Annotated in this window: 24 protein-coding genes; 21 read left to right on the top strand and 3 right to left on the bottom strand. The window is 65.7% G+C overall.

The window, feature by feature from the left end:
- Window positions 1–38: 38 nt before the first annotated feature.
- On the bottom strand, window positions 39–3,323 hold the full coding sequence (gene rne / locus HOP58_RS04365) for a ribonuclease E (RefSeq protein WP_234259675.1): 3,285 nt from the start codon (window positions 3,321–3,323) through the stop codon (window positions 39–41).
- Window positions 3,324–3,894: 571 nt separating this feature from the next.
- On the opposite strand from rne, the gene HOP58_RS04360 reads away from it, so the two are divergent.
- The 3 genes from HOP58_RS04360 to sppA are packed head-to-tail and all read left to right on the top strand — an operon-like array spanning window position 3,895 to window position 6,653.
- The gene (locus HOP58_RS04360; protein ID WP_234254143.1) at window positions 3,895–4,842 is read left to right on the top strand and encodes an RluA family pseudouridine synthase; all 948 of its coding nucleotides are present in this window, start codon (window positions 3,895–3,897) and stop codon (window positions 4,840–4,842) included.
- 34 nt (window positions 4,843–4,876) lie between these two features.
- A complete protein-coding gene (locus HOP58_RS04355) occupies window positions 4,877–5,530 on the top strand; it encodes an HAD-IA family hydrolase (RefSeq protein ID WP_234259674.1) in 654 nt (217 codons plus the stop codon).
- 19 nt (window positions 5,531–5,549) lie between these two features.
- On the top strand, window positions 5,550–6,653 hold the full coding sequence (gene sppA / locus HOP58_RS04350) for a signal peptide peptidase SppA (protein ID WP_234259673.1): 1,104 nt from the start codon (window positions 5,550–5,552) through the stop codon (window positions 6,651–6,653).
- On the opposite strand, the gene HOP58_RS04345 is transcribed toward sppA, so the two are convergent.
- Window positions 6,638–7,234: a nucleoside triphosphate pyrophosphatase gene (locus tag HOP58_RS04345; RefSeq protein WP_234259672.1), complete on the bottom strand. Its 597-nt coding sequence runs from the start codon at window positions 7,232–7,234 to the stop codon at window positions 6,638–6,640. The two genes, sppA and HOP58_RS04345, sit on opposite strands and share 16 nt — an antisense overlap.
- 117 nt (window positions 7,235–7,351) lie before the next feature.
- Here HOP58_RS04345 and HOP58_RS04340 point away from each other — a divergent pair, with 117 nt between their 5' ends.
- From HOP58_RS04340 to HOP58_RS04255, 18 genes are all read left to right on the top strand, one after another.
- Window positions 7,352–7,879: a YceD family protein gene (locus HOP58_RS04340; protein ID WP_234259671.1), complete on the top strand. Its 528-nt coding sequence runs from the start codon at window positions 7,352–7,354 to the stop codon at window positions 7,877–7,879.
- A gap of 31 nt (window positions 7,880–7,910) precedes the next feature.
- On the top strand, window positions 7,911–8,081 hold the full coding sequence (rpmF, locus tag HOP58_RS04335) for a 50S ribosomal protein L32 (RefSeq protein ID WP_010627954.1): 171 nt from the start codon (window positions 7,911–7,913) through the stop codon (window positions 8,079–8,081).
- 34 nt (window positions 8,082–8,115) lie between these two features.
- Window positions 8,116–9,129: a phosphate acyltransferase PlsX gene (plsX, locus tag HOP58_RS04330; RefSeq protein WP_338073333.1), complete on the top strand. Its 1,014-nt coding sequence runs from the start codon at window positions 8,116–8,118 to the stop codon at window positions 9,127–9,129.
- 25 nt (window positions 9,130–9,154) lie between these two features.
- The gene (fabD, locus tag HOP58_RS04325; protein ID WP_234259670.1) at window positions 9,155–10,108 is read left to right on the top strand and encodes an ACP S-malonyltransferase; all 954 of its coding nucleotides are present in this window, start codon (window positions 9,155–9,157) and stop codon (window positions 10,106–10,108) included.
- A gap of 96 nt (window positions 10,109–10,204) precedes the next feature.
- Complete coding sequence (gene fabG / locus HOP58_RS04320) at window positions 10,205–10,948, top strand: 3-oxoacyl-ACP reductase FabG (protein ID WP_010627957.1); 744 nt, start codon at window positions 10,205–10,207, stop codon at window positions 10,946–10,948.
- A gap of 122 nt (window positions 10,949–11,070) precedes the next feature.
- Complete coding sequence (gene acpP / locus HOP58_RS04315) at window positions 11,071–11,304, top strand: acyl carrier protein (RefSeq protein ID WP_008956801.1); 234 nt, start codon at window positions 11,071–11,073, stop codon at window positions 11,302–11,304.
- 190 nt (window positions 11,305–11,494) lie between these two features.
- Window positions 11,495–12,736: a beta-ketoacyl-ACP synthase II gene (gene fabF / locus HOP58_RS04310; protein ID WP_234254295.1), complete on the top strand. Its 1,242-nt coding sequence runs from the start codon at window positions 11,495–11,497 to the stop codon at window positions 12,734–12,736.
- Window positions 12,737–12,760: 24 nt separating this feature from the next.
- The gene (pabC, locus tag HOP58_RS04305) at window positions 12,761–13,582 is read left to right on the top strand and encodes an aminodeoxychorismate lyase (protein WP_010627959.1); all 822 of its coding nucleotides are present in this window, start codon (window positions 12,761–12,763) and stop codon (window positions 13,580–13,582) included.
- Window positions 13,583–13,711: 129 nt separating this feature from the next.
- Window positions 13,712–14,716: an endolytic transglycosylase MltG gene (gene mltG / locus HOP58_RS04300; protein ID WP_010627960.1), complete on the top strand. Its 1,005-nt coding sequence runs from the start codon at window positions 13,712–13,714 to the stop codon at window positions 14,714–14,716.
- Between the two features lie 53 nt (window positions 14,717–14,769).
- Window positions 14,770–15,423 carry a dTMP kinase gene (gene tmk, locus HOP58_RS04295; RefSeq protein ID WP_010627961.1) on the top strand — a complete coding sequence of 218 codons (654 nt, stop codon included), beginning with the start codon at window positions 14,770–14,772 and terminating at the stop codon, window positions 15,421–15,423.
- The gene (locus HOP58_RS04290; protein ID WP_234259669.1) at window positions 15,414–16,409 is read left to right on the top strand and encodes a DNA polymerase III subunit delta'; all 996 of its coding nucleotides are present in this window, start codon (window positions 15,414–15,416) and stop codon (window positions 16,407–16,409) included. The genes tmk and HOP58_RS04290 overlap by 10 nt, the downstream gene beginning before the upstream one ends.
- Before the next feature lie 39 nt (window positions 16,410–16,448).
- Window positions 16,449–16,784: a PilZ domain-containing protein gene (locus HOP58_RS04285; protein ID WP_010627963.1), complete on the top strand. Its 336-nt coding sequence runs from the start codon at window positions 16,449–16,451 to the stop codon at window positions 16,782–16,784.
- 114 nt (window positions 16,785–16,898) lie between these two features.
- Entirely contained in the window at window positions 16,899–17,744 is an 846-nt protein-coding gene (locus HOP58_RS04280; RefSeq protein ID WP_234259668.1) for a TatD family hydrolase, read from the top strand.
- A gap of 35 nt (window positions 17,745–17,779) precedes the next feature.
- On the top strand, window positions 17,780–18,337 hold the full coding sequence (locus HOP58_RS04275) for a DUF1285 domain-containing protein (RefSeq protein ID WP_234259667.1): 558 nt from the start codon (window positions 17,780–17,782) through the stop codon (window positions 18,335–18,337).
- On the top strand, window positions 18,334–20,547 hold the full coding sequence (locus HOP58_RS04270; RefSeq protein ID WP_234259666.1) for an ATP-dependent helicase: 2,214 nt from the start codon (window positions 18,334–18,336) through the stop codon (window positions 20,545–20,547). Before HOP58_RS04275 ends, HOP58_RS04270 begins: the two co-directional genes overlap by 4 nt.
- Before the next feature lie 38 nt (window positions 20,548–20,585).
- Entirely contained in the window at window positions 20,586–21,422 is an 837-nt protein-coding gene (locus HOP58_RS04265; RefSeq protein ID WP_234259665.1) for a sulfurtransferase, read from the top strand.
- Between the two features lie 80 nt (window positions 21,423–21,502).
- Complete coding sequence (locus HOP58_RS04260; protein ID WP_141638574.1) at window positions 21,503–22,480, top strand: Gfo/Idh/MocA family oxidoreductase; 978 nt, start codon at window positions 21,503–21,505, stop codon at window positions 22,478–22,480.
- An 11-nt stretch (window positions 22,481–22,491) separates the two neighbouring features.
- The gene (locus HOP58_RS04255) at window positions 22,492–23,580 is read left to right on the top strand and encodes a DegT/DnrJ/EryC1/StrS family aminotransferase (RefSeq protein WP_010627969.1); all 1,089 of its coding nucleotides are present in this window, start codon (window positions 22,492–22,494) and stop codon (window positions 23,578–23,580) included.
- Window positions 23,581–23,669: 89 nt separating this feature from the next.
- Here HOP58_RS04255 and HOP58_RS04250 read toward each other — a convergent pair whose 3' ends face one another.
- The gene (locus tag HOP58_RS04250; RefSeq protein WP_234259664.1) at window positions 23,670–25,340 is read right to left on the bottom strand and encodes an electron transfer flavoprotein-ubiquinone oxidoreductase; all 1,671 of its coding nucleotides are present in this window, start codon (window positions 25,338–25,340) and stop codon (window positions 23,670–23,672) included.
- Window positions 25,341–25,361: the final 21 nt, after the last annotated feature.

Raw genomic sequence — 25,361 nt, 5'->3', positions numbered from 1 at the left:
ACATAGTGTGCGGGCCATTTCATTGCGGTGCGAGCCGTTCAGCCCTGGCTGCCTTTCTGCCCCTCTTGCTCGCGTTTGCGGATCTCACGCGGGTCGTTGTGGGCGCGGCGACGGCGGCGCTGAGCGGCCTGAGGCTGCTCGCTATCGGCCTGCTGCGGAGCGTCTGCTTTCGGCTCCTCGGCTTTGGCTTCCGGCTTTGGCTCCTGGGCTTCTGGCGCTTTGGCTTCAGGTGCTTTGGCTTCAGGTGCTGTGGCCTTCACCGGTTCGGCAGGTTCCTCCGCCGGCTTGTCGGTCGTCTTGGGTGCCTGGGCTTCAGGTGCCTGGGCCTTCGCCTCGGCGGGCTTCTCCGCTGGCTTGTCGCTCGGCTTGGGCGCATCCGCCTGGGGCGCTTCTGCCTTGGGCGCCTGGGCTTTCTGCTCCTGGGTGTCAGGGGCTTTGGCTTCAGGGGCTTTGGCTTCAGGCGCTTTGGTTTCAGGCGCCTGGGCCTTCACCGCCTCGGCGGGTTTCTCCGCCGGCTGGTCGCTCGGCTTGGACGCATCCGCCTTGGGGGCTTCTGCCTTGGGCGCCTGGGCTTTCTGCTCCTGGATTTCAGGTGCCTTGGCTTCAGGGGCTTTGGCTTCAGGTGCTTTGGTTTCAGGTGCTTTGGTTTCAGGCGCCTGGGCCTTCACCGCCTCGGCGGGTTTCTCCGCCGGCTGGTCGCTCGGCTTGGACGCATCCGCCTTGGGGGCTTCTGCCTTGGGCGCCTGGGCTTTCTGCTCCTGGGTGTCAGGTGCCTTGGCTTCAGGGGCCTTGGTTTCAGGGGCCTGGGCCTTCACCGCCTCGGTGGGTTTCTCCGCCGTTTGCTCGCTCGGCTTGGGCACATCCGCCTTGGGGGCTTCTGCCTTGGGCGCCTGGGCTTTCTGCTCCTGGATTTCAGGTGCCTTGGCTTCAGGGGCTTTGGCTTCAGGTGCTTTGGTTTCAGGGGCCTGGGCCTTCACCGCCTCGGCGGGTTTCTCCGCCGGCTTGGGCGCATCCGCCTTGGCCTGCTCCGCACCGACCTCATCCTTCTGCTCGGGCGCTTCGGCCTGCAGACGCTTCTGCTCGGCTTCGGCCTGAGGGTTGATGGCGTGCTGGCGCGAGCGGTTGCGCGGATTGTTGCGCGTGCGCTTGGGCTTGCCGTCGTCGACCGGCTCTGCAGCCTGCTCGGCCGGCTTCTCCTGGGGCTCCGCCTTTTCTGCCTTCTGCCTCCGGGTGGCGTCGTCACGACCGCGCGGCTTGCCTTGGCGTGCTTCGTCGGTCTGCGGCTTGTCGCTGCGCGCCTGACCGCGGCCGCGTCCGCCACGGCCTTCTCCACGACCTTCGCCTCGGCCTTCTCCACGACCGGCAGCGTTGTCCTGGCGAGCTTCCTGACGGCCCTCGGAGCGGGCGCTCTCACCACCGCCGGCCTGCTGGCGGGACTGCCCGCGCTGGCCGCGAGGCTCATCCTGTCCTTCACTGCGTGAACGGCGACGCTGACGACCGTTGCGCTCGCCACGCTCGTCATCGCCGCTGCGGGCGGGGGCCGGCGGCGGTGTGGCCGGCTTGCGCGACTCGGTTGCTGTGGTGGTGTCGCTCTCGGCTCCGCCGAGCAGCTTGGTCACGCCCTTGAGCAGGCGGCCGAGCACGCCGGCAGCGGGCGCGGCAGCAGGGGCGACAGACGGCTTCGCAGCCGGCTCCTGCTGCAGCGAAGCCGGCGCCGGCTCGTTGTGGATCACCGTCTTGACGGCCGCCTCGGAGCGGGCAACCGGCTTGGCGATGCTCATGTCCGGCTCCTTGCCGATGTCCGTCTCGACGGACAGCTCGAAGCTGGACTTGTCGTGATCGCCTTCCTCTTCGACATGGTCGTCACGCAGACGCTGCACGTCGTAGTGCGGGGTGTCCATATCGGGGTTGGGCAGTACCAGCACACGGACGCCTTGGCGCTTCTCGATGTCCGAGAGGACTGCACGCTTCTCGTTGAGCAGATAGGTGGCGACCGGTACCGGCAGAATGGCGCGAATCTGGGCGCTGCGCTCCTTCATCGCTTCTTCCTCGATCAGGCGCATGATCGAGAGCGACAGTGAGCGCACGTCGCGAATGGTGCCCTGGCCGTTGCAGCGTGGGCAGACTACGCCGCTGGTTTCGCCCAGCGAAGGCCGCAGGCGCTGGCGTGACATCTCCATCAGGCCGAAGCGCGAGATGCGACCGATCTGCACCCGGGCACGGTCGAGCTTGAGCGCGTCGCGCATGCGGTTCTCGACCTCGCGCTGGTTGCGCGCCGGGCTCATGTCGATGAAGTCGATGACCACCAGGCCGCCGATATCGCGCAGGCGCAGCTGGCGGGCGATCTCGTCGGCCGCTTCCAGGTTGGTCTGCAGCGCGGTTTCCTCGATGTCGCTGCCACGGGTGGCGCGCGCCGAGTTGATGTCGATGGAGACCAGCGCTTCGGTATGGTCGATGACGATGGAGCCACCGGAGGGCAGCTTCACTTCGCGCTCGTAGGCGGTCTCGATCTGCGATTCGATCTGAAAGCGCGAGAACAGCGGCACTTCATCGGCGTAGAGCTTGATCTTCTGCTGGTAGGAAGGCATGACCTGACGGATGAAGGTCAGCGCCTCCTGATGCACTTCGGGACTGTCGATCAGCACCTCGCCGATGTCCTGGCGCAGGTAGTCGCGCATGGCGCGGATGATGACGTTCGACTCGCGGTAGATCAGGAAGGGGGCGGGGCGTTTGCCGGCCTCCTCGGTGATCGACTCCCACACCTGGACCAGATAGTCGAGATCCCACTGCAGCTCCTCGGAGCTGCGGCCGATGCCGGCGGTGCGCACGATCACGCCCATCTTTTCCGGCACGGTGAGCAGGCCCATGGCCTCCTTGAGCTGGGTGCGCTCGTCGCCTTCGATGCGACGCGAAATGCCGCCGGCGCGGGGGTTGTTGGGCATCAGAACGAGGAAGCGGCCGGCGAGGCTGATGAAGGTGGTCAGCGCCGCCCCCTTGTTGCCGCGCTCCTCCTTGTCGACCTGGACGATGACTTCCTGGCCTTCCTTGAGAACTTCCTTGATGCTGGGGCGCCCCGAGGCTTCCTTCAGGAAGTACTCGCGGGAAATTTCCTTGAGAGGGAGAAAACCGTGGCGATCGGCGCCGAAGTCGACGAAGGCGGCTTCGAGGGAGGGTTCTACGCGGGTGATCTTGCCGCGGTAGATGTTGGCTTTCTTTTGCTCCCGGGCACCGGACTCGATGTCCAGGTCGTACAGGCGTTGTCCATCGACCAGCGCAACACGCAGCTCTTCCGGCTGGGTTGCATTGATGAGCATCCGTTTCATGTTGTCTCGCAATCTGGACGCGCCGGGGGGCATCGAAGAAGGCGAACCTCTGGGTGCTGCGTGCTTGTGCTCAGCGCATGTCGCGGATGCACAGTGGCGCCCGATCGTACCGGCACCGTGAGGGCCCAGCACGACATGATCATGTTGAGTACGCGGCGGAGGCAGGACATGTCTCGGTGGGTCTTCTCCCATCCGGCCCTGCGGTCACCGCCAGACACCTGGCATTCATCGATTCGCCAACGCCGGCCACCGGCACGATGTTGAACGATTCCCGTGGCCACCGCTCGCCTGTGACTGATGCGAGCCGGGATCCGGGCGTGGCGTCATTACTTGTATTGCTGCAAATTCATGCGTCTATCACTCGTCGGCGGCGGGATCCATGTACAGGGATCGTCGCGGCCCGATTTCGTCGCTCCGGCCTGCGTGTCTGTCGTGCAGGCGCCATGGGACCGAAGGGATCCATCCGAGCGAGCTGGCAATATAGCAGTAATGGCAATTCGCAGCAATTGGCGCAGCGCATCGCCGAGTACGTTAGAATGCTGGCTCACAACGGATTTTCAGCAGGAGTGTCATGACCGAAGGTCGCGACGTACAGTGGGTGGAAGTGGGCGAAGGGCAGTCGGGCCAGCGGGTCGACAACTTTCTGATAACGCGCCTGAAAGGCGTGCCGCGAACCTTGGTCTACCGCATCGTGCGCAAGGGCGAGGTGCGGGTCAACAAGAAGCGGGTCAAGGCCGATTACCGCCTGCAGCCTGGCGACGTGGTGCGTATCCCGCCGCTGAAGCTGGCCCCGCGCGAGGCGGTCAAGCAGGTCAGCGAAGGGTTGCGCAACCTGCTGGCCGGCAGCGTGCTGGTGGAAGGTCCGGGCTGGCTGGTACTCAACAAGCCGGCCGGTCTGCCCGTGCACGGCGGCAGCGGCGTCAAGATCGGCCTGATCGAGGCCCTGCGCCAGGTGCGCGAGGATCTCGATTTTCTCGAGCTGGTGCACCGGCTCGATCGCGACACCTCCGGCTGCTTGCTGTTGGCCAAGTCGCGTCCGGCGCTGCTCGCCCTCAACGAGGCGCTCAAGGGTCACAAGATGGACAAGCGCTACCTGGCGCTGGTGGCGGGTCGCTGGCCCGCCCGGCGCGAGTTCGTCAGCGCCCGGCTCGACCGCTACGATGCCGGCAACGGCGAGCGCCGAGTACGGGTGGATGCGGCGGGCAAGGTCGCGCGCACCCGCTTTGCCGTGCGCGAGACGTTTCCCAAGGCGACCCTGATCGAAGCCGAGCCGGTCACCGGGCGTACCCATCAGATTCGCGTGCATGCCGCGCATGCAGGCTTTCCGCTGCTGGGTGACGACAAGTACGGCTCGCGTGAAGGTGAGGCGCTGGCGCGGCAGTTGGGCCTGTCGCGCCTGTTTCTCCATGCCGAGTCGCTGACCTTCCCCGAGCCGAGCAGCGGCCGGCCGGTGCAGATTCGTGCACCCCTGCCGGAAGAGCTCGAGGCGGTGCTGTCGCGCGCTCGCGAGTCCCATTGAGCACTGCCTCATCGATATCTGACGCGGAGTTTTCATGCGCTACCGACTGGTGATCTTCGACTGGGACGGAACCCTGATGGATTCCGCTGCCCGAATCGTTTCCAGCATGCAGGCGGCGGCGCGCGATGCCGGCTGGGGCCATCTCGAGGCGGCGGCGGTGCGCGATATCATCGGTCTGGGGCTTCCCGAGGCCATCGATCGCCTGTGCCCGGGGATCGATGCCGAGCGCTTCGAGCTGCTGCGTAGCCGTTATGTGCACTATTTCGTCGAGGCCGATGGCACGCCGATGACCTTCTTCGACGGCGTCGAATCCGGCATTGCCACGCTGCGCGAGCGGCACGAACGGCGGCTGGCCGTGGCCACCGGCAAGAGCCGGCGAGGGCTCGACCGAGTCTTTCGCGAAAGCGACAGCGGTCGTTGGTTCCACGCCAGTCGCACGGCGGACGAAACCCGCTCCAAGCCACACCCACAGATGCTCGAGGAGCTGCTGGTGGAGCTGGGCACGCCGGTGGAGGAGACGGTGATGGTTGGGGACACCGAGTATGACCTGGAGATGGCGCGCGCCCTGGGCATGGATCGGGTCGCCGTCACCTGGGGGGTGCATGAGCCGGGACGGCTGGCGGCGAGTCGCCCTGTCTATACTGCCGGGACGGTAGGCGAACTGTTCGAATGGCTGAATCGCGAGTGATGAAAAGGAAGACGAGTCAATGAGCGACGACAAGCGGCAAGACGACGACAAGCGCCCGGAGCGCGAAGATCGCTGGACCGATGGGCCGCAGCTGACCCCCGAGCAGGCGCGCGAGGTGCGTCAGGCCAAGACCGAGAAGCCGGCGCCGCCTGCCGAAAGTGCCGAGGTGCTGCGTGAGCGGCAGCGTCTGGCGCAGCAGGAGATGCTCGATCGCTGGATCGGCGGCGTGCTGACGGAGCAGCGTCGTTCGCGGCGCTGGAAACTGTTCTTTCGCTTCTTCTTCGCCGCGCTGATCCTGGCCTCGTTGGCCACCAGCTTCTATAGCCTGTTCGGCGATGGTGCCCGCGAGCCCGAGCGACAGCATCTGGGCGTGGTAACCGTGCGCGGTGTGATCGATGGCGAATCCCCGGCCAGCGCCGAGCGCATCATCGAAGGGCTCAACCGTGCCTGGGATGCCGACAATGCCGCTGCCGTGGTGCTGCACATCGACAGTCCGGGAGGCAGTCCGGTGCAGTCCCAGCGGGTCTACCAGGAGATCATGCGGCTGCGTGAAGAGGGCGGCAAGCCGATCATCGCGGTAATCGAGGACGTCGGCGCCAGCGGTGCCTACTACATGGCGGCGGCCGCCGATGAGATCATCGCCGCGCCGGCAAGTCTGGTGGGGTCGATCGGGGTCATCTTCGCCAGCTTCGGCTTCGAGGAGGCGATCGACAATCTCGGGATCGAGCGGCGTATCTATGTCAGCGGCGAGAACAAGGGCTTCCTCGATCCATTCTCGCCGGTGCGGCCGGAGGAGCGCGAGTTCTGGCAGACGGTGATGGATACCACCCATGGCCAGTTCATCGAGGCGGTGCGGCTGGGCCGGGGCGATCGTCTGGTGGAGGATGAGCGCCTCTTCAGCGGTCTGATCTGGAGCGGTCAGCAGGCGTATGAGCTGGGTCTCATCGATGGGATCGGCAGCCTCGACGCCCTGAGTCGCGAGCTGTTTGGCGAGGTGCGCCTGCACGACTACACGCCGCGGCTGGATCCCTTCGAGCGGCTGACCCGTCAGTTTGGCCGGGTCGCCGCCGAGTGGATGGGCGTGCCCACCAGTCGTTCGCCGGTGCGCTACCAGCTGCCCTGATCGCCCAGTGGGTCGAGGCCCGCTTCGCGCAGCAGGGCGCACAGGCGAATCAGTGGCAGACCGATGAGAGTGTTGGGGTCGTCGCCCTCGAGTTTTTCGAACAGGGCGACGCCCAGCCCTTCCATGCGAAAGCTGCCGGCGCTGTCCAGCGGTCGCTCGCGCTCCACGTAGCGAGCGATCTCGTCATCACTGAGGCGCCTGAACACCACGTCGTAGCGCTCGTGACAGACCCGGTGGCTCGCCTGGCGGGTGTCGACCAGGGCCAGGCCGGTGAGAAAGGTGACCCGCTGACCGGAAAAGCGTGCGAGCTGAGCGCGGGCCGTGGCTTCGTCGCCAGGCTTGCCGAGAATCTCGCCGCCGAACACGGCGACCTGGTCAGAGCCGAGGATGAGATGGTCGGGATACTGCTCGGCCACACGGCTGGCCTTGGCCAGAGCCAGGCGGTGCACCAGTGCTTGCGGCGTTTCGCCGGGACGTGGTGTTTCGTCGATATCGGGGCTGAGCCAGGCGTAGGGCAGGCCCAGGCGGTCGAGGAGTTGGCGGCGCCAGGGGGAGCCTGAGGCGAGAACGAGTCGTGGCATGGTGTGCTCCTGTGCTGGGTGATGCGAGCCGTTGGCGGGTTCGAAGAGAGAGGTATTGTAACTTGCTGACATGGCGTCTTTGACAGGGGCATGGGGAGTGCCTATCATTGCGCGCCTATGTTGACCTCACGACTTCCCAACAAGGTCGAGCCCTATCGGCTCGCCGCTCGTGCCGAAAGCCTCTCGGGGCTGATGGCGCTCGACCAGTTCGAGCGCCTTGCCGCCCAGGTGGGCGAGCAGACGGGCGACTGCCAGGTGTGGCTCGACTTCGGCATCGATGCCCAGGGGCGCCGTGAGATTCGCGGCCGTCTCGAGGCCGAGCTGCAGCTGCCCTGTCGGCGCTGCCTCGAGCCGCTGTCTCAGCGCGTCGAGAGCGAGTTCCTGCTGGGAATGGTCTCGAGCGATGCGCTGGCGGCGGAGCTGCCGAGCACCCACGAGCCGGTGCTGGTGGGAAACGAACAGCTGAACCTGCTGGAGGTGGTGGAGGATGAATTGATCCTCAGTCTGCCCCAGGTGGTTTACCACGACGAGGCGCATTGCCGTGTCTCGCGCGACCAGCTGAGCAGCGGCGAGGAGTTCGTGGAGAACGAGCCTGCTCCCGCGAGTCCTTTCGAGGTGCTGCGCCGCCTCAAGGACAAATCCTGATTGTTTATCGTCTCACTTCGGAGTGACACCCATGGCAGTTCAACAGAATCGTAAGACTCGTTCCAAGCGCGGCATGCGTCGTAGCCATGACGCCCTGAGCGCGCCGACCCTGTCTCAGGACAAGGAAACCGGCACCACTCACCTGCGTCACCACGTCTCCCCCGACGGTTTCTACCGCGGTCGCAAGGTCGTCGACGTCTAAGTCGACCCGCCTCGATGACCATCGGCACCTGAACGTGCGGATTGCCATCGATACGATGGGCGGAGATGCAGGCCCTGCCGCTGCCGTACAGGGGGCGGCTGCTGCCGTGCTGGCAAGGCCTGAATTGCAGGCCGATCTGTTCGGACCGGGCGATCGACTGTCAGACGAGCTCAAGAACCTGCCGCGGCACCTTGCCGCGGCCGGTTCGCATCTGTCCGTTCATCATGCACCGAGCCTGATTCGACAGGACCAGCGTCCCACCGACGCGCTTCGGCGCGGCGGCGATACGAGCATGGCGATGATGCTGAAGCATGTGGCCACTCAGGGCGCCGTTGCCGGTGTCAGTGCCGGTAACACCGGTGCGCTGATGGCGCTGGCCAGGCGCGAGCTGGGCACCGTGGCGGACATTCCACGTCCGGCCATCTGCACTGCCATACCCACTCGCGGCGATGGGCGCTGCTATCTGCTGGACCTGGGAGCCAACGTCGACGTCTCTGCGAAGCGGCTGGTTGACTTCGCACGCATGGGCGAAGTGATGGCGCGTCACGTGGACGGTATCGCCGCCCCGCGGGTGGCGCTACTCAACGTCGGCAGCGAGGGGACCAAGGGTAGCAACGCGGTGCGCGAAGCGGATGCGCTGCTGGCCGAAGTCGGTGCGTTGAACTATATCGGCTTTGTCGAGGGCGACGGTATCTTCGCCGGCTCGGCCGATGTGGTGGTATGCGATGGTTTCGTCGGCAATGCGGTGCTCAAGGCCAGCGAAGGCCTGGCGCGCATGCTGATCGAACGAGTACAGGCGACCTTCGACTCGCACTGGAGCAGTCGCCTGGTCGGAATGTTGGCGAGGCCGGCGTTGCGTCGGCTGAAGAGCGAGCTGGATCCGGTGCGTTACAATGGCGCCAGCCTGCTGGGCCTCGATGGCATTGTGATCAAGAGCCATGGCAGTGCCGATGCCACCGGCTTTTCCTACGCTGTGCTGCGGGCCGCGCAGGAGGTCAGTCGAGACCTGCCCGCCCGACTCGCTCTCGAGTTGGGCGGTCGCAACTGACAGCACTCAACAAATGGTGAACGACATGACTCAACCCCTTGCCCTCGTCTTTCCCGGGCAAGGCTCCCAGCAGGTAGGCATGCTGCGGGAGCTGGCCGAACGCTACAGCGTGGTGCGGACGACCTTCGAGGAGGCCGCCGATGCGCTGGGCTATGACCTGTGGAAGGTGGTCCAGGAGGGACCGGATGAGGCGCTCAATACCACCGCCTGCACCCAGCCTGCACTGCTGACGGCCAGCGTTGCCATCTGGCGTGTCTGGCAGGAGCTCGAGGGGCCTCGACCCGGTGCCATGGCAGGCCATAGCCTGGGTGAGTACAGCGCCATGGTCTGCGCCGGCGTAATGAGCTTCGCCGACGGTGTGCGTCTGGTACGTCTGCGCGGCGAAGCGATGCAGGAAGCGGTGCCGGCCGGGAGGGGGGCGATGGCCGCCATTCTCGGCCTCGACGATGCCATCGTTGAAACCGCCTGTGCCGAAGCGGCACAAAATGAGGTGGTGGCGGCGGTGAACTACAATTCCCCGGGGCAGGTGGTGATCGCCGGTGACAAGGCGGCCGTCGATCGTGCCATCGCCCTGTGTCAGGAGGCGGGAGCCAAGCGTGCCATGCCGCTGCCGGTTTCCGTACCTTCGCACTGCGATCTTATGCGCCCGGCGGCGGACCGCCTCGAGGCGGCCATGGCCGACCTCGACATGCGTGCGCCGCGCTACACCGTGTATCAGAACGTCGATGCCCAGGCGCATGCCGATGTCGAGACCCTGCGCACGCGTCTTGTCGAGCAGCTCTATCAGCCGGTGCGCTGGACGTCCTGCGTCGAGGCAATGGTGGCGGGTGGAGCCGAGGTCTTCATCGAGTGCGGTCCGGGCAAGGTGCTGACCGGGTTGGGCAAGCGTATCGCCAAGAGCAGCAAGGGCCTGGCGGTTAACGATCCCGACAGCCTCGAGGCGGCACTCGGCCTGGCGCGCGAGACGCTCGGGCAGTAAAGGCTGCGCGAACCGAAGGCCGGCGCAGAAGCGGCCTGAACGACAAGCAGGGGCAAGAGCCCCAGGATCCAACAGCATTCGGAGCGGGAACAGGTTATGACCAGCGAACGCAGAATCGCCCTGGTGACCGGCGCCAGTCGTGGCATCGGTCGGGCCATTGCCCATGAGCTAGGTCGTCAGGGGCGCGTGGTGATCGGAACGGCAACCACCGAGTCCGGCGCTGCCAAGATCGACGAAGATCTGCGCGCCCATGGTATCGAGGGGGCCGGCAGAGCCCTGGACGTCACCGATCAGGCCAGTGTCGATGCGCTGGTGAAGGCGATTACCGAGGAGTTCGGTGCGCCCACCATTCTGATCAACAACGCCGGCATCACCCGCGACAATCTGCTGATGCGGATGAAGGAAGAGGAGTGGGATTCGGTTCTCGATACCAATCTCAAGTCGGTCTATCGCGTCACCAAGGCGTGCCTGCGCGGCATGACCAAGGCCCGTTTCGGCCGTATCGTCAGCATCAGCTCGGTGGTGGCGACCATGGGCAATCTCGGCCAGACCAACTATGCTGCCGCCAAGGCGGGCATGGAGGGGTTCACCCGTGCGCTGGCGCGGGAAGTGGCGTCGCGGGCGATCACCGTCAATGCGGTGGCGCCGGGCTTCATCGCCACCGACATGACAAGCGCCCTGCCCGAAGAGCAGCATCAGGCGTTGATGACGCAGATCCCTCTGGCCCGCCTGGGCGAGCCCGAGGAAATTGCCGCTGCCGTCGGCTTTCTGACCAGCGAAGGCGCCGGCTACATTACCGGTGAAACGCTGCAGGTCAACGGCGGTATGAACATGCGTTGAAGCTCCTGCCTGTCGGCGGTTGCGCCGACAGGGGGGGGTCTATAAACTACCCGCAGCTTGAGTTTGCGGACCAATGGCTGGTCATCTGAACGGCTAACTTGAACGACTGGAGTACGTATAAAATGAGCACCATCGAAGAGCGCGTGAAGAAGGTTGTGGCCGAGCGCCTGAACGTCAAGGAAGAGGATATCCAGAACAGCTCCTCCTTCACCGAGGACCTTGGCGCTGATTCCCTGGATACCGTCGAGCTGGTCATGGCGCTCGAAGAGGAATTCGATACCGAAATTCCCGATGAGGAAGCCGAGAAGATCACCACCGTTCAGGAAGCCATCGATTACGTCAACGCCCATCAGTAAGAGGGCGCTAGTCGCCGCTTGCTGAGGTGTAGGGCCCCGTTCGCAAGGCCCTGAAAAGCCGTCCTGAGTCCCAGGACGGCTTTTTGCTTTACGTAAAGGCCGCGCTGCCCAAGCAGGGAGCATGTCCGGTATAATGCGCGCAAAGACGACCTGGGGAAGGGTCGTGTCATCAAGGTTGTCTGGAGGAATACTGATGGCTCGTAGAGTTGTGGTGACCGGGCTGGGGCTGGTCACGCCGGTGGGCAATACGGTCAAGGAGAGCTGGGAAAACATCCTGGCCAGCAAGAGCGGCATCGCTCCCATCCAGCATTTCGATGCTACCGGCTTCAACACCCGCTTCGGTGGCTCGGTCAAGAACTTCGACATCAGCCCGTACCTGAATCCCAAGGATGCGCGCAAGATGGACCTGTTCATCCAGTACGGGGTGGCGGCGGGCGCTCAGGCCATCAGCGATGCCGGCATCGAGTGCACCGAGGAGAACGCCGAGCGTATCGGCGTGGCCATCGGCTCCGGCATCGGGGGGCTGCCGATGATCGAGCAGAACCACAATGCGCTCAACAAGGGTGGTGCGCGTCGCGTTTCGCCGTTTTTCGTGCCCGGCTCTATCATCAACATGATTTCCGGCAACCTGGCCATCCAGCATGGTTTCAAGGGGCCGAACATCGCCATCACCACGGCCTGTACCACCGGTACCCACAATATCGGCTATAGCGCGCGCACCATTGCCTATGGCGATGCCGACGTGATGATCTGCGGCGGCGCCGAGATGGCCACCACCCCGCTGGGTCTGGGCGGGTTCTCCGCGGCTCGTGCCTTGTCGACGCGCAACGACGACCCGCAGGCCGCCAGCCGTCCTTGGGACCGCGATCGCGACGGCTTCGTGCTCTCCGACGGGGCCGGCATCCTGGTGCTCGAGGAGTATGAGCATGCCAAGGCGCGTGGCGCCCGCATCTACGCCGAGCTGACCGGTTTCGGCATGAGCGACGACGCTTTCCACATGACGGCACCGCCGGAGGACGGTAGCGGGGCTGCGCTCTCCATGCGCAACGCCATTCGCGACGCCGGTATCGACCCTTCGGCGGTCGACTACATCAATGCGCACGGTACCTCGACACCGGCAGGAGATCTGGCCGAGAGTCGTGCCATCAGGAAAGTGATGGGGGCGGCGGCCGATGGTGTCGCGGTAAGTTCCACCAAGTCGATGATCGGCCATTTGCTGGGTGCGGCCGGTGCCGTCGAGGCGGTGTTCTGCATCCTGGCCATCCGCGATCAGGTGGCTCCGCCGACGATCAATCTGGACAATCCCCAGGAAGGCTGCGACCTGGATTACGTGCCGCATACGGCCCGCGAGCGGAAGATCGACGTAGCGCTGTCGAATTCGTTCGGCTTCGGTGGCACCAACGGCACCCTGGTCTTCTCTCGGCTGCGCTGAGCCGGGGCGTCTCGAGCGAGTGACATGACCCGGCCGCAAACAGAGGCGTGGGTGCCGTCCGACGACCGCGGCCTAGCCTATGGCGACGGGTTGTTCGAGACGGTGCTGGTACGCGATGGGGCCCCGCTGCTGTGGCCGCAACATATGCAGCGGCTCGCCGAGGGCTGTCGCCGGCTCGGCATTCCCATGCCCGCGGCCGGCACGCTCGACGTGCTACCGGCCCAGGCCGGGCCGGCACTGAAGGTGCTCAAGCTGATAGTGACCCGAGGCGGGGGCGGGCGTGGCTACCAGACGCCCGCTGCGCCGGAGCCGCGCTTGCTGTGGCAGGCTACTGATTTCACGCCTCAGCCGCGACGCTGGTGGGAAGGCGTGAGGATTCGCCACTGTCGGCTGCAGTTGGGCATGCAGCCGCTGCTTGCCGGAATCAAGCATCTCAATCGGCTCGAGAACGTGATGGCCCGCCGTGAGTGGGACGATGCCGATATTGCCGAGGGGCTGCTCTGTGACAGCCAGGGCCAGCTGGTCGAGGCCACCAGCATGAACCTGTTCTGGCTTCGCCAGGGGCGCCTGGAAACGCCGCGATTGGACGCCTGTGGCGTGGCGGGAACGCTGCGCGCGGCGCTGATGCAGCGGTTGTCCATTGTCGAGGTCTCAGTAGGGCCGCAGGCGCTGGCGGATGCCGAGGCGGTGTGGCTCGGCAATTCGGTCCAGGGGCTCTGGCCGGTGGTGCGCCTCGATACCGCCGACGGCACCCCGCTGTATCGTTGGTCGCTGAGCAGCGTTCAACGTGATTTACAGAGGGAGGCTCATGCGCTGCTGGGTTATCCCACCGCTCCCGCGGACTGATCGGGATAAGCCGGCGAGCGCAGTCAGCTTCATGCCGCGCTTGGGCCGTACTTCGTGTATCAGGGCCTGCATCTCGAGGTCTGCGTATCGAGATCTGTATATAAGACTGGTAGGTAGTGAGGAAAGCGCATGCTGCGTTTGCTGAAGTTTTTGCTGGTTCTGCTGGTGGTGGCGGCCGTAGGGGTCTTTGCCGGCTATCGCTATTGGGAAAGCCGTCTCGCGGCACCTATTGCGGTGGAAGAGGACACGCTCTATGAAGTGCCGCGAGGTGCGGGCTACAACCGGGTAGTGACGGACCTGGCGGCGCGTGGCGTGATCGAGGACGAATGGGCATTTCGTCTGTTGACCCGTCTCGAGCCGGAGGCGATCCCGCGGCTGCGCAGCGGCGAGTATCTGCTCGAACCGGGCATGAGCGGACGCGAGCTGATCGAGCTGCTCGGCAGCGACCGGGTCGTGACCTATCCGCTGACGGTCCCGGAAGGGTGGACCTTCCGTCAGATGCGCGCTCGCCTCGATGCCGCTCCCAAGCTCGAGAACCTCACCCAGGGCCTCAGCGACGAGGAGGTCATGGCACTGCTGGAACGCGAGGGTCGCCACCCCGAGGGTTGGTTCTTCCCTGACACCTATCGCTACCACAAGGGCATGAGCGATCTCGATATCCTGCGTCAGGCGCTGGCGCGCATGGAGCAGGTGCTGGAGGAGGTATGGGAAGGGCGCAATGACGACCTGACCATCGAGTCTCCCTATGAGGCACTGATCATGGCCTCGCTCATCGAGCGTGAAACCGGTGCCCCCGAGGAGCGTCGCGAGATCGCCGGGGTGTTCAAGCGTCGCATGCAAACCGGCATGCGCTTGCAGACCGACCCTACGGTGATCTACGGCATGGGCGAGCGCTATGAAGGACGCATCACCCGTGCGGACCTGCAGGAAGCTACGCCCTACAATACCTACGTGATCAATGGCCTGCCGCCGACGCCCATCGCCATGCCCGGCCGTGCTTCGCTGGAGGCCGCCGTCGACCCGCTTCCCGGCGACACCTACTATTTCGTTTCGCGTGGCGATGGCACACACCACTTTTCACGTACGTTGCGTGAACACAACAATGCCGTGAACCGCTATATCCGCAATCGTTGAGAGGCGATTGCGCTATGCAGGGCGGAGCGCGGCAGGCGGCACAGGAGCCCCCAATGCGGCAGCGTGGACGTTTCATCACCCTGGAGGGCGGCGAGGGCGTCGGCAAGTCGACCAACCTCGAATGGGTGGCCCAGTGGCTGACGGCTCGTGGCGTCGAGGTCGTGCGCACTCGCGAGCCGGGTGGCACGCCGCGAGCCGAGGCCATTCGTGAGCTGCTGCTCTCGGCCAAGGCCGACGAACCTCTCGATGCCGATGCCGAGCTGCTATTGGTGTTTGCCGCCCGGGCCCAGCATCTGGCCCAGCGCATACGTCCTGCACTCGAGCGTGGTGCCTGGGTGCTCTGCGACCGCTTCACCGATGCCACCTTTGCCTACCAGGGCGGCGGTCGCGGCATCGAGCCGGATCGTATCGCCGAGCTGGAGCGCTTCGTACAGCGCGGCCTCGAGCCCGATCTGACCCTGCTGCTCGACATGCCCGTCGCAGCCGCCCAGCGGCGCCTGCAAGGGCGCCTGGCGGCCAGCGGCGACAGCCGCGATCGCTTCGAACAGGAGCAGGCGACCTTCTTCGAAGCCGTGCGCCACGCCTATCTGGCGCGTGCCGCCGCGGCGCCTCAGCGCATGGCGGTGATTGATGCCGATGCGCCGCTGGCTACCGTGCAGGCGCGCCTCTCCGCCTGCCTGGAAGCGAGAGTGAGCGCATGGCTGTGAGCGATCCGGCGACCCCGCTGCCCTGGCATGCTCCACTGTGGCAGCAGTTCCTCGCGCTGCATCGCAGCGGTCGATTGCCCCACGCCTTGCTGCTCTCGGGACCGCGCGGTGTCGGCAAGCAGCGCTTCGCCGAGGCGTTGCTCGGCTACCTGCTGTGCGCCTCGCCGGGCGAGACGGCCTGCGGTCAGTGTCATGGCTGCCATATGCTGGCGGCCGGCTATCATCCCGATCTGCTACGGGTTTCACCGGAAGAGGGCAAGCGGCAGATTCGTATCGATCCGATCCGTGAGGTCAACGCTTTCGTCTCCCAGACCGCTCAGCAGGGCGGCCATCGGGTGATCGTGCTTTCGCCGGCGGAGGCGATGAACGTGGCGGCGGCCAATGCGCTGCTCAAGAGCCTGGAAGAGCCGGGCGCGCGCACCCAGTTCCTGCTGCTGGCCGATGTTCCCTCGCGCATGCTCGCCACCATTCGCTCTCGCTGTCAGCACTGGAGCCTGCCGCTACCCGAGCACGAACAGAGCATCGATTGGCTGGCGAAGTCGCTGGGCGGACGTGATGAAGCCGTTTTCTGGCTGCAGGTGGCGGGTGGCTTGCCGCTGCTCGCCGCCGAGCTGGCCACCCCCGACTCTCGGGCACTGCGCAAACAGCTGCACGAAACCTTCGATGCCCTGGTGCGTGGCGCCGAGCCGGTGGCGGAGGCTGCCCGTCTCGACCGTCAGTCCCTGGAATCGATACTATGGTACGGTATTGCCTGGCTCGAAGACTTGATTCGACTGGGCCTGTCGGGGGAGTCGGCGACAGTGCGCAATCCCGACCTCCTTCCGCTCTACCGTCAAGCGGTCAAGAATGCCCGGGTGCAGGACTGGTTCCGGCTGCTGGACTTCGCCCGGGAGCAGCGCCGCCTGCTGGCGGCGGGTGGCAATCCCAATCCTCAGCTGGTCCTCGAGGCCTGGCTGGTACGCTGGTCGACCCTGCTGCGCTCGTGAAGTAGGGTAACCTCGTGAAGTAGGGTAACGGAGAGATTCATGGCACCGCAGAAGGCCCTGTCGCTGACCATTCAGGACGAGCAGACCCTGCTCTCCGCCTACATGCCGCTGCTCGAACGCGGCGGCATTTTCATTCCGACCCGTGAGCGCTACGAGCTGGGCCAGGAAGTCTACCTGCTGCTGACCCTGCCCGGCGAAAGCGAGCGGGTGCCGGTGACCGGTCAGGTAGTGTGGGTGTCGCCCGACGGCGTGGCGGGGCGGCGGGTGCCGGGAATCGGCATCCACTTCAGCCCCGAGGATCATGTCGTGCGCGACCGTATCGAGACGCTGCTGGCCGGGCAACTGGACAAGGGTACGTCGAGCTACACGCTTTAAGCCGACCGTCGGACACCACGGTCAAGTCCGACTGCCGCCTGGGCTTACCGCAAGCGCTACATCTGGCGCAATCGCCAATCGCCCCTGCCATTCACTGGATGAGTTTTACACTGCATGTTCGTCGATTCCCACTGCCACCTGGACCGCCTCGATCCCACCACCCACAGCGGCAACCTTGCCGACGCCCTGGCCGCCGCTCGGGCCCGTGACGTCGGCCAGTTCCTCGCCGTTGCCGTCACGCTCGATGACATGCCGACACTTGCCGCCATTGCCCGCGAGCATGATGACGTGGCGATCTCTGCCGGCGTGCATCCACTGCACCTGCTGGAGCGTGAGCCGGAGATCGAGGCCATCAAGGAAGCCGCGGAGCGCTTCGGCGCGGTCGCCATCGGCGAGTGCGGTCTGGACTATCATTATCTCGACAAGACCCCTGATCGGGTGCCGTCGCGGGTGGTGCAGCGCGAGCGTTTCCGGCGTCAGCTGGTGGCCGCCACCGAGCTCGAACTGCCGGTGATTGTGCATACCCGCGATGCCCGCGAGGAGACGCTTGAGCTGATACGCGAGCACAGCGATCCGGCCATCGGCGGGGTGCTGCACTGTTTTACCGAGGATCTCGAGATGGCGCGGGAGGCGGTGCGTCACGGCTTCTACATCTCGCTGTCGGGTATCGTCACCTTCCGCAACGCCGAATCGCTGCGTGAAGTGGCGCGCCGGGTGCCCCTCGACCGACTGCTGATCGAGACCGACAGCCCCTACCTGGCGCCGGTGCCGTATCGCGGCAAGCCCAATGAGCCGGCCTGGGTGGTGGAGGTCGCCGAATGCATCGCCGAGGAGCGGGGCATCAGCGTCGAGGAGGTTGCCATGCAGACCACGGCCAACTTCTACCGCCTGTTCCGTGGTGCGGCGCCCGAGCCCAGCGACGAGACGCGCGATATCCTGGCCCGAGCCGGCCTGGTGTAGCAAGTAAGAGGGAGTTTCATGTCGAAGGGGGGCGTATGAACCTGGACCCACTGCTCAATCACGTCGAGCCCGATGGCGACATTCCCCCGCTGGACCGCTGGCAGCCGGGGCAGGCAGGCGCAATGGACCTGGAGATCGCCGCCGACGGGCGCTGGTTCCACGAAGGCAGTGAAATGACGCGGCCGCGCCTGATTCGCCTGCTCTCGACGCTGCTGCGGCGTGAGGAGGATGGCGAATACTATCTGGTCACGCCGGTGGAGAAGCAGCGCATTCGCGTGGTCGACCGCCCCTTCGTGGTGGTGGACGCCGATTATGACGATGCCGCGGGCTGCTGGTGGCTGACCACTCATGCCGGCGATCGCCTGCGGTTGGACGAAACGCATCGGCTGCGGCTCAGTGCTACTCCCGAGGGCGCGCAGGTGCCCGAAGTGCCGGTGCGCTTCGGTCTCGCGGCGCGCCTCGGGCGCAACGTCTATTACCGACTGGTGGAGGCCGCCGAGCAGCGCCCCAGGGGCGACGGCACCGTCGAACTCGGCCTGACCAGTGCCGGTAGCTGGCAGCCACTGGGCGAACTGCCCGCCGAGGCCTCGTGAGGCTGACCGCGGAGCAGCGTGCCGTCGTCGAACACGGTGCCGGACACGCCAGGGTGTCGGCGGTGGCGGGTGCCGGCAAGACGACCACGCTGGTCGCCCGCGTGCTGCACCTGCTGGCACGAGGCGTCCCGGCGCAGCGCATCCTGGTGCTGATGTTCAACCGCTCGGCCCGCGAGGACTTTCAGCGCAGGCTGTTCGAGATGGCGCCCGCCGGGCAGCGACTGCCCGACGTACGTACCTTCCACTCCCTCGGCCACCGCCTGACCCAGAGCCTGACCCGTTGGGGCGCGCTGGCCCCGCGCCGATTGATTTCCGCCGACTGGCAGGTGGAGCGTCTGCTGCGGCAGGCGACCCTGGAGGTGCTGGAGGATGGCGAGCGGCGCGACATGGCCCTCGAGGGCGATACCCTCGAGGCGCTGGCGCACTTCTGCGGCCTGGTGAAGGCCGAGATGCTGCCCGCCGCCACGCTGCTAGAGCGACTCGACCTCGACGAGGGCTGCGAGCACTTCGCCGCGGCCTTCGAGCGCCTCGAGGCGCTGCTCGCCGAGCATGGCCTGATGACCTACTCCGATCTGCTCTACCGTCCGCTGCGGGCGCTGGAAGCCGACTCTGCTCTGGTCGGAAGGGTGGAAGGTTATCTCGACCAGGCGATCATCGACGAATATCAGGACATCAACCAGGCCCAACTGCGCCTGTTGGCCATGCTGGCGGGGCGCAGCGCGGACGTCATGGCCGTGGGCGATGCCAACCAATGCATCTACGAATGGCGCGGCGCGCATCCCGACACCATGCGCGAGCACTTCAGCGCCACCTTCGGCGCAGCGACCGACTATCCGCTCTCGACCACCTTCCGCCATGGCCACTCGCTGGCACTGCTGGCCAATCATGCCATTGCCGCCAACCGGCGCCGGCCCGATCAGCTGTGCCTGGCCGCTTCCGGCAATCCGACCACCGAGGTTGCCGTCGAGCAGGGCAAGGCAGCGCTGCTGGCGACCCTGGAGCGCTGGCGGCAGGACGGCAGGGCGCTGAGTGAAGCGTGCCTGCTGGTGCGCAGCTGGGCGCTGTCGGTGCCCGTGCAACTGCAGCTGCTGCAGGCCGGTATTCCGTTCCGCCTGGCCCGCGAGGATCGCTTCGTCTTCCGTCTGCCGCTGGTGCAGGCGCTGGCAGGCTACCTGCGGCTCTCGCAAACGCCGGCGCTGCTGCACGACCCGGCTCACCTGTTGCGGCTGCTGGAGCAGCCGACCCCCTTCGTTGCCCGTGAGCGCCTGGCGGCATTGGCCCAGCGCCTGGCCCATACGCAGCAGTACCCCGAGCGGGACGATCCCCTGCTGGCTGGGCTCAAGCCGATGCAGCGCCGCAACCTGAAGCGGCGCTGGACGCTGCTGTGCGAGCTGCCGCGTCTCGGCGCCTGGCACCCGGCCCGGCTGTTGGCGCACGTGGTCGATGCGCTGGATGCCGAAAAAGTGCTCAAGCGGGCCGCCGCAAGGCGTGAGAAGGGAGAAGAGGACGTGCGCCTGCTCGATGTGCTGGTGGAGCAGGCCGGGGAGACCTCGGATATCGCGGCCTTCATCGAACTGCTCGAGCGGCCGGTCGAGAATCGCGACGACGGCATCCTGATCACCACCGTGCACGGCGCCAAGGGGCTCGAGTGGCCGCTGGTCGTGGTGGCCGGCGTCAACGAGGAGGACTTTCCACACTACAGTCGCGACAACCCCCTGTCGGCAGAACGGCTGGAAGAGGAGCGGCGGCTGTTCTACGTGGCCGTGACCCGGGCGCGGGAGCAGCTGTTGCTGCTGCACGACAGCGGCGATCATCGCCCCAGCCGTTTCATCGGCGAGACCCAGTGGCTTGAGTGCCGGCAGATCGCCGCCCGGCTGTCGGCGGCGCAGGAAACGTCGTCTCCGCTCAGTGTGACGTCGCCTGCGCTGGTATCACGCTATCTCGCTGCCCTGGGCTGCGAAGGGATTGAGCTGGTGCCGCGCGAGCCCACATTGGCTGAGCCCACCGCCGACTATGCCGTTCAGCATTATCGCCCCGGGCTGAGGCTACGCCACGCGGTGTTCGGCGAGGGCGAGGTGGTGGTGGTGGAGGGCAATCCCGACGATCAGGTAATCGAGGTAAACTTCGTTCAGGCCGGCCGGCGCCGGCTGCTGGCGTGTCGCGCTCCCATTGAAATTCTTGCCGCTGAGACCGCCACCGCGACTTCCTAGTTGGCCAGGGAGAGCGAGTTGGCCCAAGGAGAACATGCATGAAACAGGTACTCATCGCCGCCACCGAGCTGGCGCAAGCGCTGGAAAAGGATGGGGCGCCGCAGGTATTCGATTGTCGCGCCAGGTTGGGCGACCTCGATGCCGGTCGCCGCCTGTGTGAGGCGGGCCACGTGCCGGGCAGCCTGCATCTCGACCTCGATCGCGATCTGGCGGCCGAGCCCGGGGCAGGGGGGCGCCATCCCTTGCCGTCTGCCGATGACTTTGCCGCCACTCTGCGCCGCCTGGGTGTGACCCCGCAGCGCCCCGTCGTGGTACTGGACGACATGGGCGGTCAGCTGGCGGCGGCGCGGGCGTGGTGGATGCTGGCCATTTGGGCCGGACACCCCGACGTGCGTGTGCTCGACGGTGGGCTGAAGGCCTGGCAGGAAGCGGGCGGAGAGCTGGTGCTTGGCCAGGAGCCGCTTCCCGAGCCGAGCCAGTGGCAGCCAGCCTTCGATGACGGCGCGCGTATCGCCGCCGACGAGGTGTTCTCGGGGCGCGAGCTCAAGGTGGATGCCCGCAGCGAGGAGCGCTTTCGCGGCGAGGCAGAGCCCATCGACCCGGTTGCCGGACACATACCGGGGGCGGTGTGTCGTCCCAGTGCCACCAATCTCGCCGACACCGGCCGCTTCAAGGCGCCCGAGGCGCTGGAGGCCGAGCTGCCGCGGGCCGAGGCCATCGTGGCCTACTGTGGTTCCGGGGTCACGGCCTGCCACAATATCCTTGCCTATGCCATTGCCGGACGTAGCCTGCCACGACTCTATGCGGGCTCCTGGAGCGAGTGGGTTCGCGATCCGTCACGGCCTGTGGCCCGCTCAGGAAGAGGGAACGCTTGAATCCCCCCGCGGCTGGCGTGTAGCGTCGGCCGCTGGTTCAATGGAGATGACACAGAATGGAAATCTGGGGAGAGAACAATATGAACTTTGCGCTAATCGGCGCTGCAGGGTATATCGCGCCTCGCCACATGCAGGCGATCAAGGATACGGGACATGACCTTGTGGCAGCGTACGACATCAACGATTCGGTCGGCATCATCGACTCGATCTCGACCGACTGCTCGTTCTTTACCCAGTTCGAATATTTTCTCGAGCATGCCTGGCGGCTCAAACGGCAGCGCGAGAGGGCGGTCGACTACTGGGTAGTCTGCTCTCCCAATCACTTCCATAGCGCACATATAACGGCTGGGCTTCATCTCGGCTGTGACGTGATCTGCGAAAAGCCCCTGGTCTCGACCCCGGCCCAGCTCGATGAGCTGCGCTGCGTCGAACAGGAGACCGGGCGTCGCGTCTACAGCATCATGCAGCTGCGCCACCATCCGGCCATTCACGAGCTCAGGGACAAGGTGATCGCCGAGCAGCGCGACGACCGGTATGAGGTCGAGCTGACCTACATCACTGCACGAGGCCCGTGGTATCTGGCAAGCTGGAAGGGCGATTCGCGCAAGTCGTTCGGTGTGATGGCGGAAATCGGCATTCACTTCTTCGACATGCTGCACGTGATCTTCGGCGAGCTGCAGCGCATGGTGCTGCACTACCATGACGAGCACAAGGCCGCCGGCTATCTCGAATACGAGAAGGCCAAGGTGCGTTGGTTCCTCTCCATCGACGCCGAGGATCTGCCCGAACGCGTGCGTGGCCAGCACTCCACCTACCGCAGCATCAGCTGCGACGGCGAAGAGTTCGAGTTCTCCAGTGGGTTCACCGACCTGCACACCGTGAGTTACCGCGAGATTCTCTCCGGGCGCGGCTTCGGCATCGAGACCGTACGGCACTGCCTGGAAACCGTCTATCAGTTGGGTCAGGCGACTCCGGAGGCGCCGAGCGAAGGCGAGGCCCATCCCCAGCTTTCCCGTATCGTCCCAGCCCGTGCGGCCGGTGCAACGGCACAGGGTTGAGGGGGCTGCCGGTGAACTTCATCGATCTTGCCGCGCAGCAGGCACGCATCAAACCGCAACTGGACGCCGCCATTCAGGGCGTGCTGGCGCATGGCCGTTACGTGATGGGACCCGAGGTGGCCGAGCTGGAGCGCCGCCTGGCCGACTATGTCGGCGTGGCCCACTGCATCGGCTGTGCCAACGGCACCGACGCGTTGCAGATCGCCCTGATGGCGCTCGATATCGGCCCGGGAGACGAAGTGATCGTGCCCGGCTTCACCTTCATCGCCAGCGCCGAGAGCGTAGTGCTGGCCGGTGCCAGGCCGGTCTTCGTCGATATCGATCCCCGCACCTATCTGATCGACCCCGAGAGTGTCGAGGCGGCGATTACGCCGCGCACCCGAGCCATCATGCCGGTGTCCATGTTCGGCCAGTGCGCCGACATGGAGGCCATCGGGGCGCTGGCGAGCAAGCACGACCTGGCGGTGGTGGAGGATGCTGCGCAGAGCTTCGGCGCCACGCGCCACGGACGACGCTCCTGCGGCCTGTCGCATGTCGCCTGCACCAGCTTCTTCCCCAGCAAGCCCCTCGGCGCCTACGGCGACGGTGGCGCGGTGTTCACCGACGACGCCGAACTGGCCGAGCAGGTGCGTCTCGTCGCCCGTCATGGCGAGGCGCGCCGCTATCATCATACCCGGCTCGGTATGAACAGCCGCCTGGATACCCTCCAGGCCGCCGTTCTGCTGGCCAAGCTCGAGCTGTTCGACGAGGAGGTGGCGCTCCGGCAGCAGGTGGCCGAGCGCTACGCTGCGCTGCTGGTCGAGTCCGCCGTCGTCAACGCGCCTTGCTTGGCGCCCGGCAACACCAGCGTGCATGCGCAGTACAGCATTCGCGTACCGCGGCGTGACGACGTCCAGGCGAAGCTTGCCGACGCCGGGATCCCCACCGCGGTGCACTATCCTCTGCCGCTCAACCACCAGCCCGCCGTGGCCGATCCCGACTGCAGCTTGCCGGTCACCGAGACGGTGTGTCAGGAGGTTCTGAGCCTGCCGATGCATCCCTACCTCGAGGCGGAACAGCAGCAGCAGGTGGTCGAGGCGCTGGTGAAAGTGCTGGGTTGAAGAGATAGGACAGGAAAAGTCATGAAGAAAAGGGCGTGCCGTGTGGCACGCCCTTCTCGTCGGCTGCAGCTCAGTAGTGGAGCCGTCAGTTACATGTTGGGATAGTTGGGACCGCCGCCGCCCTCCGGCGCCACCCATCTGATGTTCTGCGCAGGATCCTTGATGTCGCAGGTCTTGCAGTGCACGCAGTTCTGGAAGTTGATCTGGAAACGCGGCTTGCCGTCGTCGTCCTCGACCACTTCGTAGACCCCGGCCGGGCAGTAGCGCTGAGCCGGCTCGGCATACTTCGGCAGGTTCTCGCGAATGGGAATCTCCGGGTCCAGCAGCTTCAGATGGCTTGGCTGATCCTCCTCGTGATTGGTGTTGGACAGGAACACCGAGGAGAGCTTGTCGAAGGAGAGCTTGCCGTCGGGCTTGGGGTAATCGATCTTCTCGAACTCGGCGGCCGGCTTCAGGGCGGCATGGTCCGCGGTGGTGTCGTGCAGGTTAGGCAGCTTGCCGCCCAACAGTTGATTGGCGAAGTTGTAAGCCCCGCCGCCCACGGTACCGTACTTGTGGATCGCCGGGCCGAAGCTGGCGGTTTCCTTGAGTTCGGCGTAGGCCCAGCTCGCTTCCCACTTCTCATTGAAGGCGGTCAGTTCCTGGCCGCCTTCATCGCCGGCGGCGATCGCTTCGAACACCGCTTCGGCGGCCACCAGGCCGGATTTCATCGCCGTGTGCAGGCCCTTGATCTTGGCGAAGTTGAGCGTGCCGGCGTCGCAGCCGATCAACAGTCCGCCGGGGAAGGTCATCTTCGGCAGACAGTTGAGGCCGCCCTTGGTGATGGCCCGCGCGCCGTAGGCCACGCGCTTGCCGCCCTCCAGGTGCTTGGCCAGTACCGGATGGTGCTTCATGCGCTGGAACTCGTCGAACGGCGAGAGCCAGGGGTTCCGGTAGGAGAGGTCCATGATCAGGCCGACTACTACCTGACTGTTCTCGGCGTGATAGAGGAACCAGCCGCCGTGGGTGTCCTTGGCCAGCGGCCAGCCAGAACCATGCAGGACCAATCCCGGCTCGTGCTGCTCGGCGGGGATGTCCCACAGCTCCTTGAGACCGATGCCGTAATGCTGAGGGTCCTTGCCTGCGTCGAGCTTGAAGCGCGAGATCAGGCCCTTGCCCAGATGGCCGCGTGCGCCTTCGGCAAACAGGGTGTACTTGGCGCGCAGCTCCATTCCCGGTGTATAGCTATCCTTGGGGGTGCCGTCGGCGGCCACGCCCATGTCGCCGATGAGGATGCCGCGTACCGTGCCGTCCTCGTCGTGCAGTACTTCCTGGGCGGCGAAGCCCGGAAACACCTCGACACCCAACCCTTCGGCCTGCTCGGCCAGCCAGCGGCACAGATTGCCGGCGCTGATCACGTAGCGCTTCATGTCGCCGCCGGTGTTGTGCATGCTCTTGGGTACCAGGGCATTGGGCAGCTTTTGCGCCTTCTCGGCATCCTTGAGCAGGTAGACCTCATCGCGGGTGGCGGGGGTAGTCAGCGGGGCGCCACGCTCTTCCCAGTCGGGGAACAGCTCGGCCAGCGCGCGGGGCTCGAACACGGCGCCCGAGAGAATGTGGGCGCCGACCTCGGAGCCCTTTTCCACCACGCAGACGGTCAGCTCCTGGCCGGCCTCGCCCGCCTGCTGCATCAGGCGGCAGGCGGCAGACAGCCCGGAAGGGCCGGCGCCGACGATCACCACGTCGAAATCCATCGAATCGCGTTCTACTTGCTCAGACATGCCAGTCGCTCCTCCCTCGGC

The organism is Halomonas sp. MCCC 1A11062 (assembly GCF_021404355.1).
Classification (GTDB): Bacteria; Pseudomonadota; Gammaproteobacteria; order Pseudomonadales; family Halomonadaceae; genus Halomonas; species Halomonas aerodenitrificans.
The sequence above is the reverse complement of the archived record's forward strand: the minus strand, read 5'-3'. Positions and strand labels throughout refer to the sequence as shown.

Bases quoted from the DNA above. Each gene is read 5' to 3' on its own strand.
- rne (WP_234259675.1), bottom strand. From the start codon at position 3,323: ATGAAACGGATGCTCATCAATGCAACCCAGCCGGAAGAGCTGCGTGTT.
- HOP58_RS04360 (WP_234254143.1), top strand. From the start codon at position 3,895: ATGACCGAAGGTCGCGACGTACAGTGGGTGGAAGTGGGCGAAGGGCAG.
- HOP58_RS04355 (WP_234259674.1), top strand. From the start codon at position 4,877: ATGCGCTACCGACTGGTGATCTTCGACTGGGACGGAACCCTGATGGAT.
- sppA (WP_234259673.1), top strand. From the start codon at position 5,550: ATGAGCGACGACAAGCGGCAAGACGACGACAAGCGCCCGGAGCGCGAA.
- HOP58_RS04345 (WP_234259672.1), bottom strand. From the start codon at position 7,234: ATGCCACGACTCGTTCTCGCCTCAGGCTCCCCCTGGCGCCGCCAACTC.
- HOP58_RS04340 (WP_234259671.1), top strand. From the start codon at position 7,352: ATGTTGACCTCACGACTTCCCAACAAGGTCGAGCCCTATCGGCTCGCC.
- rpmF (WP_010627954.1), top strand. From the start codon at position 7,911: ATGGCAGTTCAACAGAATCGTAAGACTCGTTCCAAGCGCGGCATGCGT.
- fabD (WP_234259670.1), top strand. From the start codon at position 9,155: ATGACTCAACCCCTTGCCCTCGTCTTTCCCGGGCAAGGCTCCCAGCAG.
- fabG (WP_010627957.1), top strand. From the start codon at position 10,205: ATGACCAGCGAACGCAGAATCGCCCTGGTGACCGGCGCCAGTCGTGGC.
- acpP (WP_008956801.1), top strand. From the start codon at position 11,071: ATGAGCACCATCGAAGAGCGCGTGAAGAAGGTTGTGGCCGAGCGCCTG.
- pabC (WP_010627959.1), top strand. From the start codon at position 12,761: ATGACCCGGCCGCAAACAGAGGCGTGGGTGCCGTCCGACGACCGCGGC.
- mltG (WP_010627960.1), top strand. From the start codon at position 13,712: ATGCTGCGTTTGCTGAAGTTTTTGCTGGTTCTGCTGGTGGTGGCGGCC.
- tmk (WP_010627961.1), top strand. From the start codon at position 14,770: ATGCGGCAGCGTGGACGTTTCATCACCCTGGAGGGCGGCGAGGGCGTC.
- HOP58_RS04290 (WP_234259669.1), top strand. From the start codon at position 15,414: ATGGCTGTGAGCGATCCGGCGACCCCGCTGCCCTGGCATGCTCCACTG.
- HOP58_RS04285 (WP_010627963.1), top strand. From the start codon at position 16,449: ATGGCACCGCAGAAGGCCCTGTCGCTGACCATTCAGGACGAGCAGACC.
- HOP58_RS04280 (WP_234259668.1), top strand. From the start codon at position 16,899: ATGTTCGTCGATTCCCACTGCCACCTGGACCGCCTCGATCCCACCACC.
- HOP58_RS04275 (WP_234259667.1), top strand. From the start codon at position 17,780: ATGAACCTGGACCCACTGCTCAATCACGTCGAGCCCGATGGCGACATT.
- HOP58_RS04265 (WP_234259665.1), top strand. From the start codon at position 20,586: ATGAAACAGGTACTCATCGCCGCCACCGAGCTGGCGCAAGCGCTGGAA.
- HOP58_RS04260 (WP_141638574.1), top strand. From the start codon at position 21,503: ATGAACTTTGCGCTAATCGGCGCTGCAGGGTATATCGCGCCTCGCCAC.
- HOP58_RS04250 (WP_234259664.1), bottom strand. From the start codon at position 25,340: ATGTCTGAGCAAGTAGAACGCGATTCGATGGATTTCGACGTGGTGATC.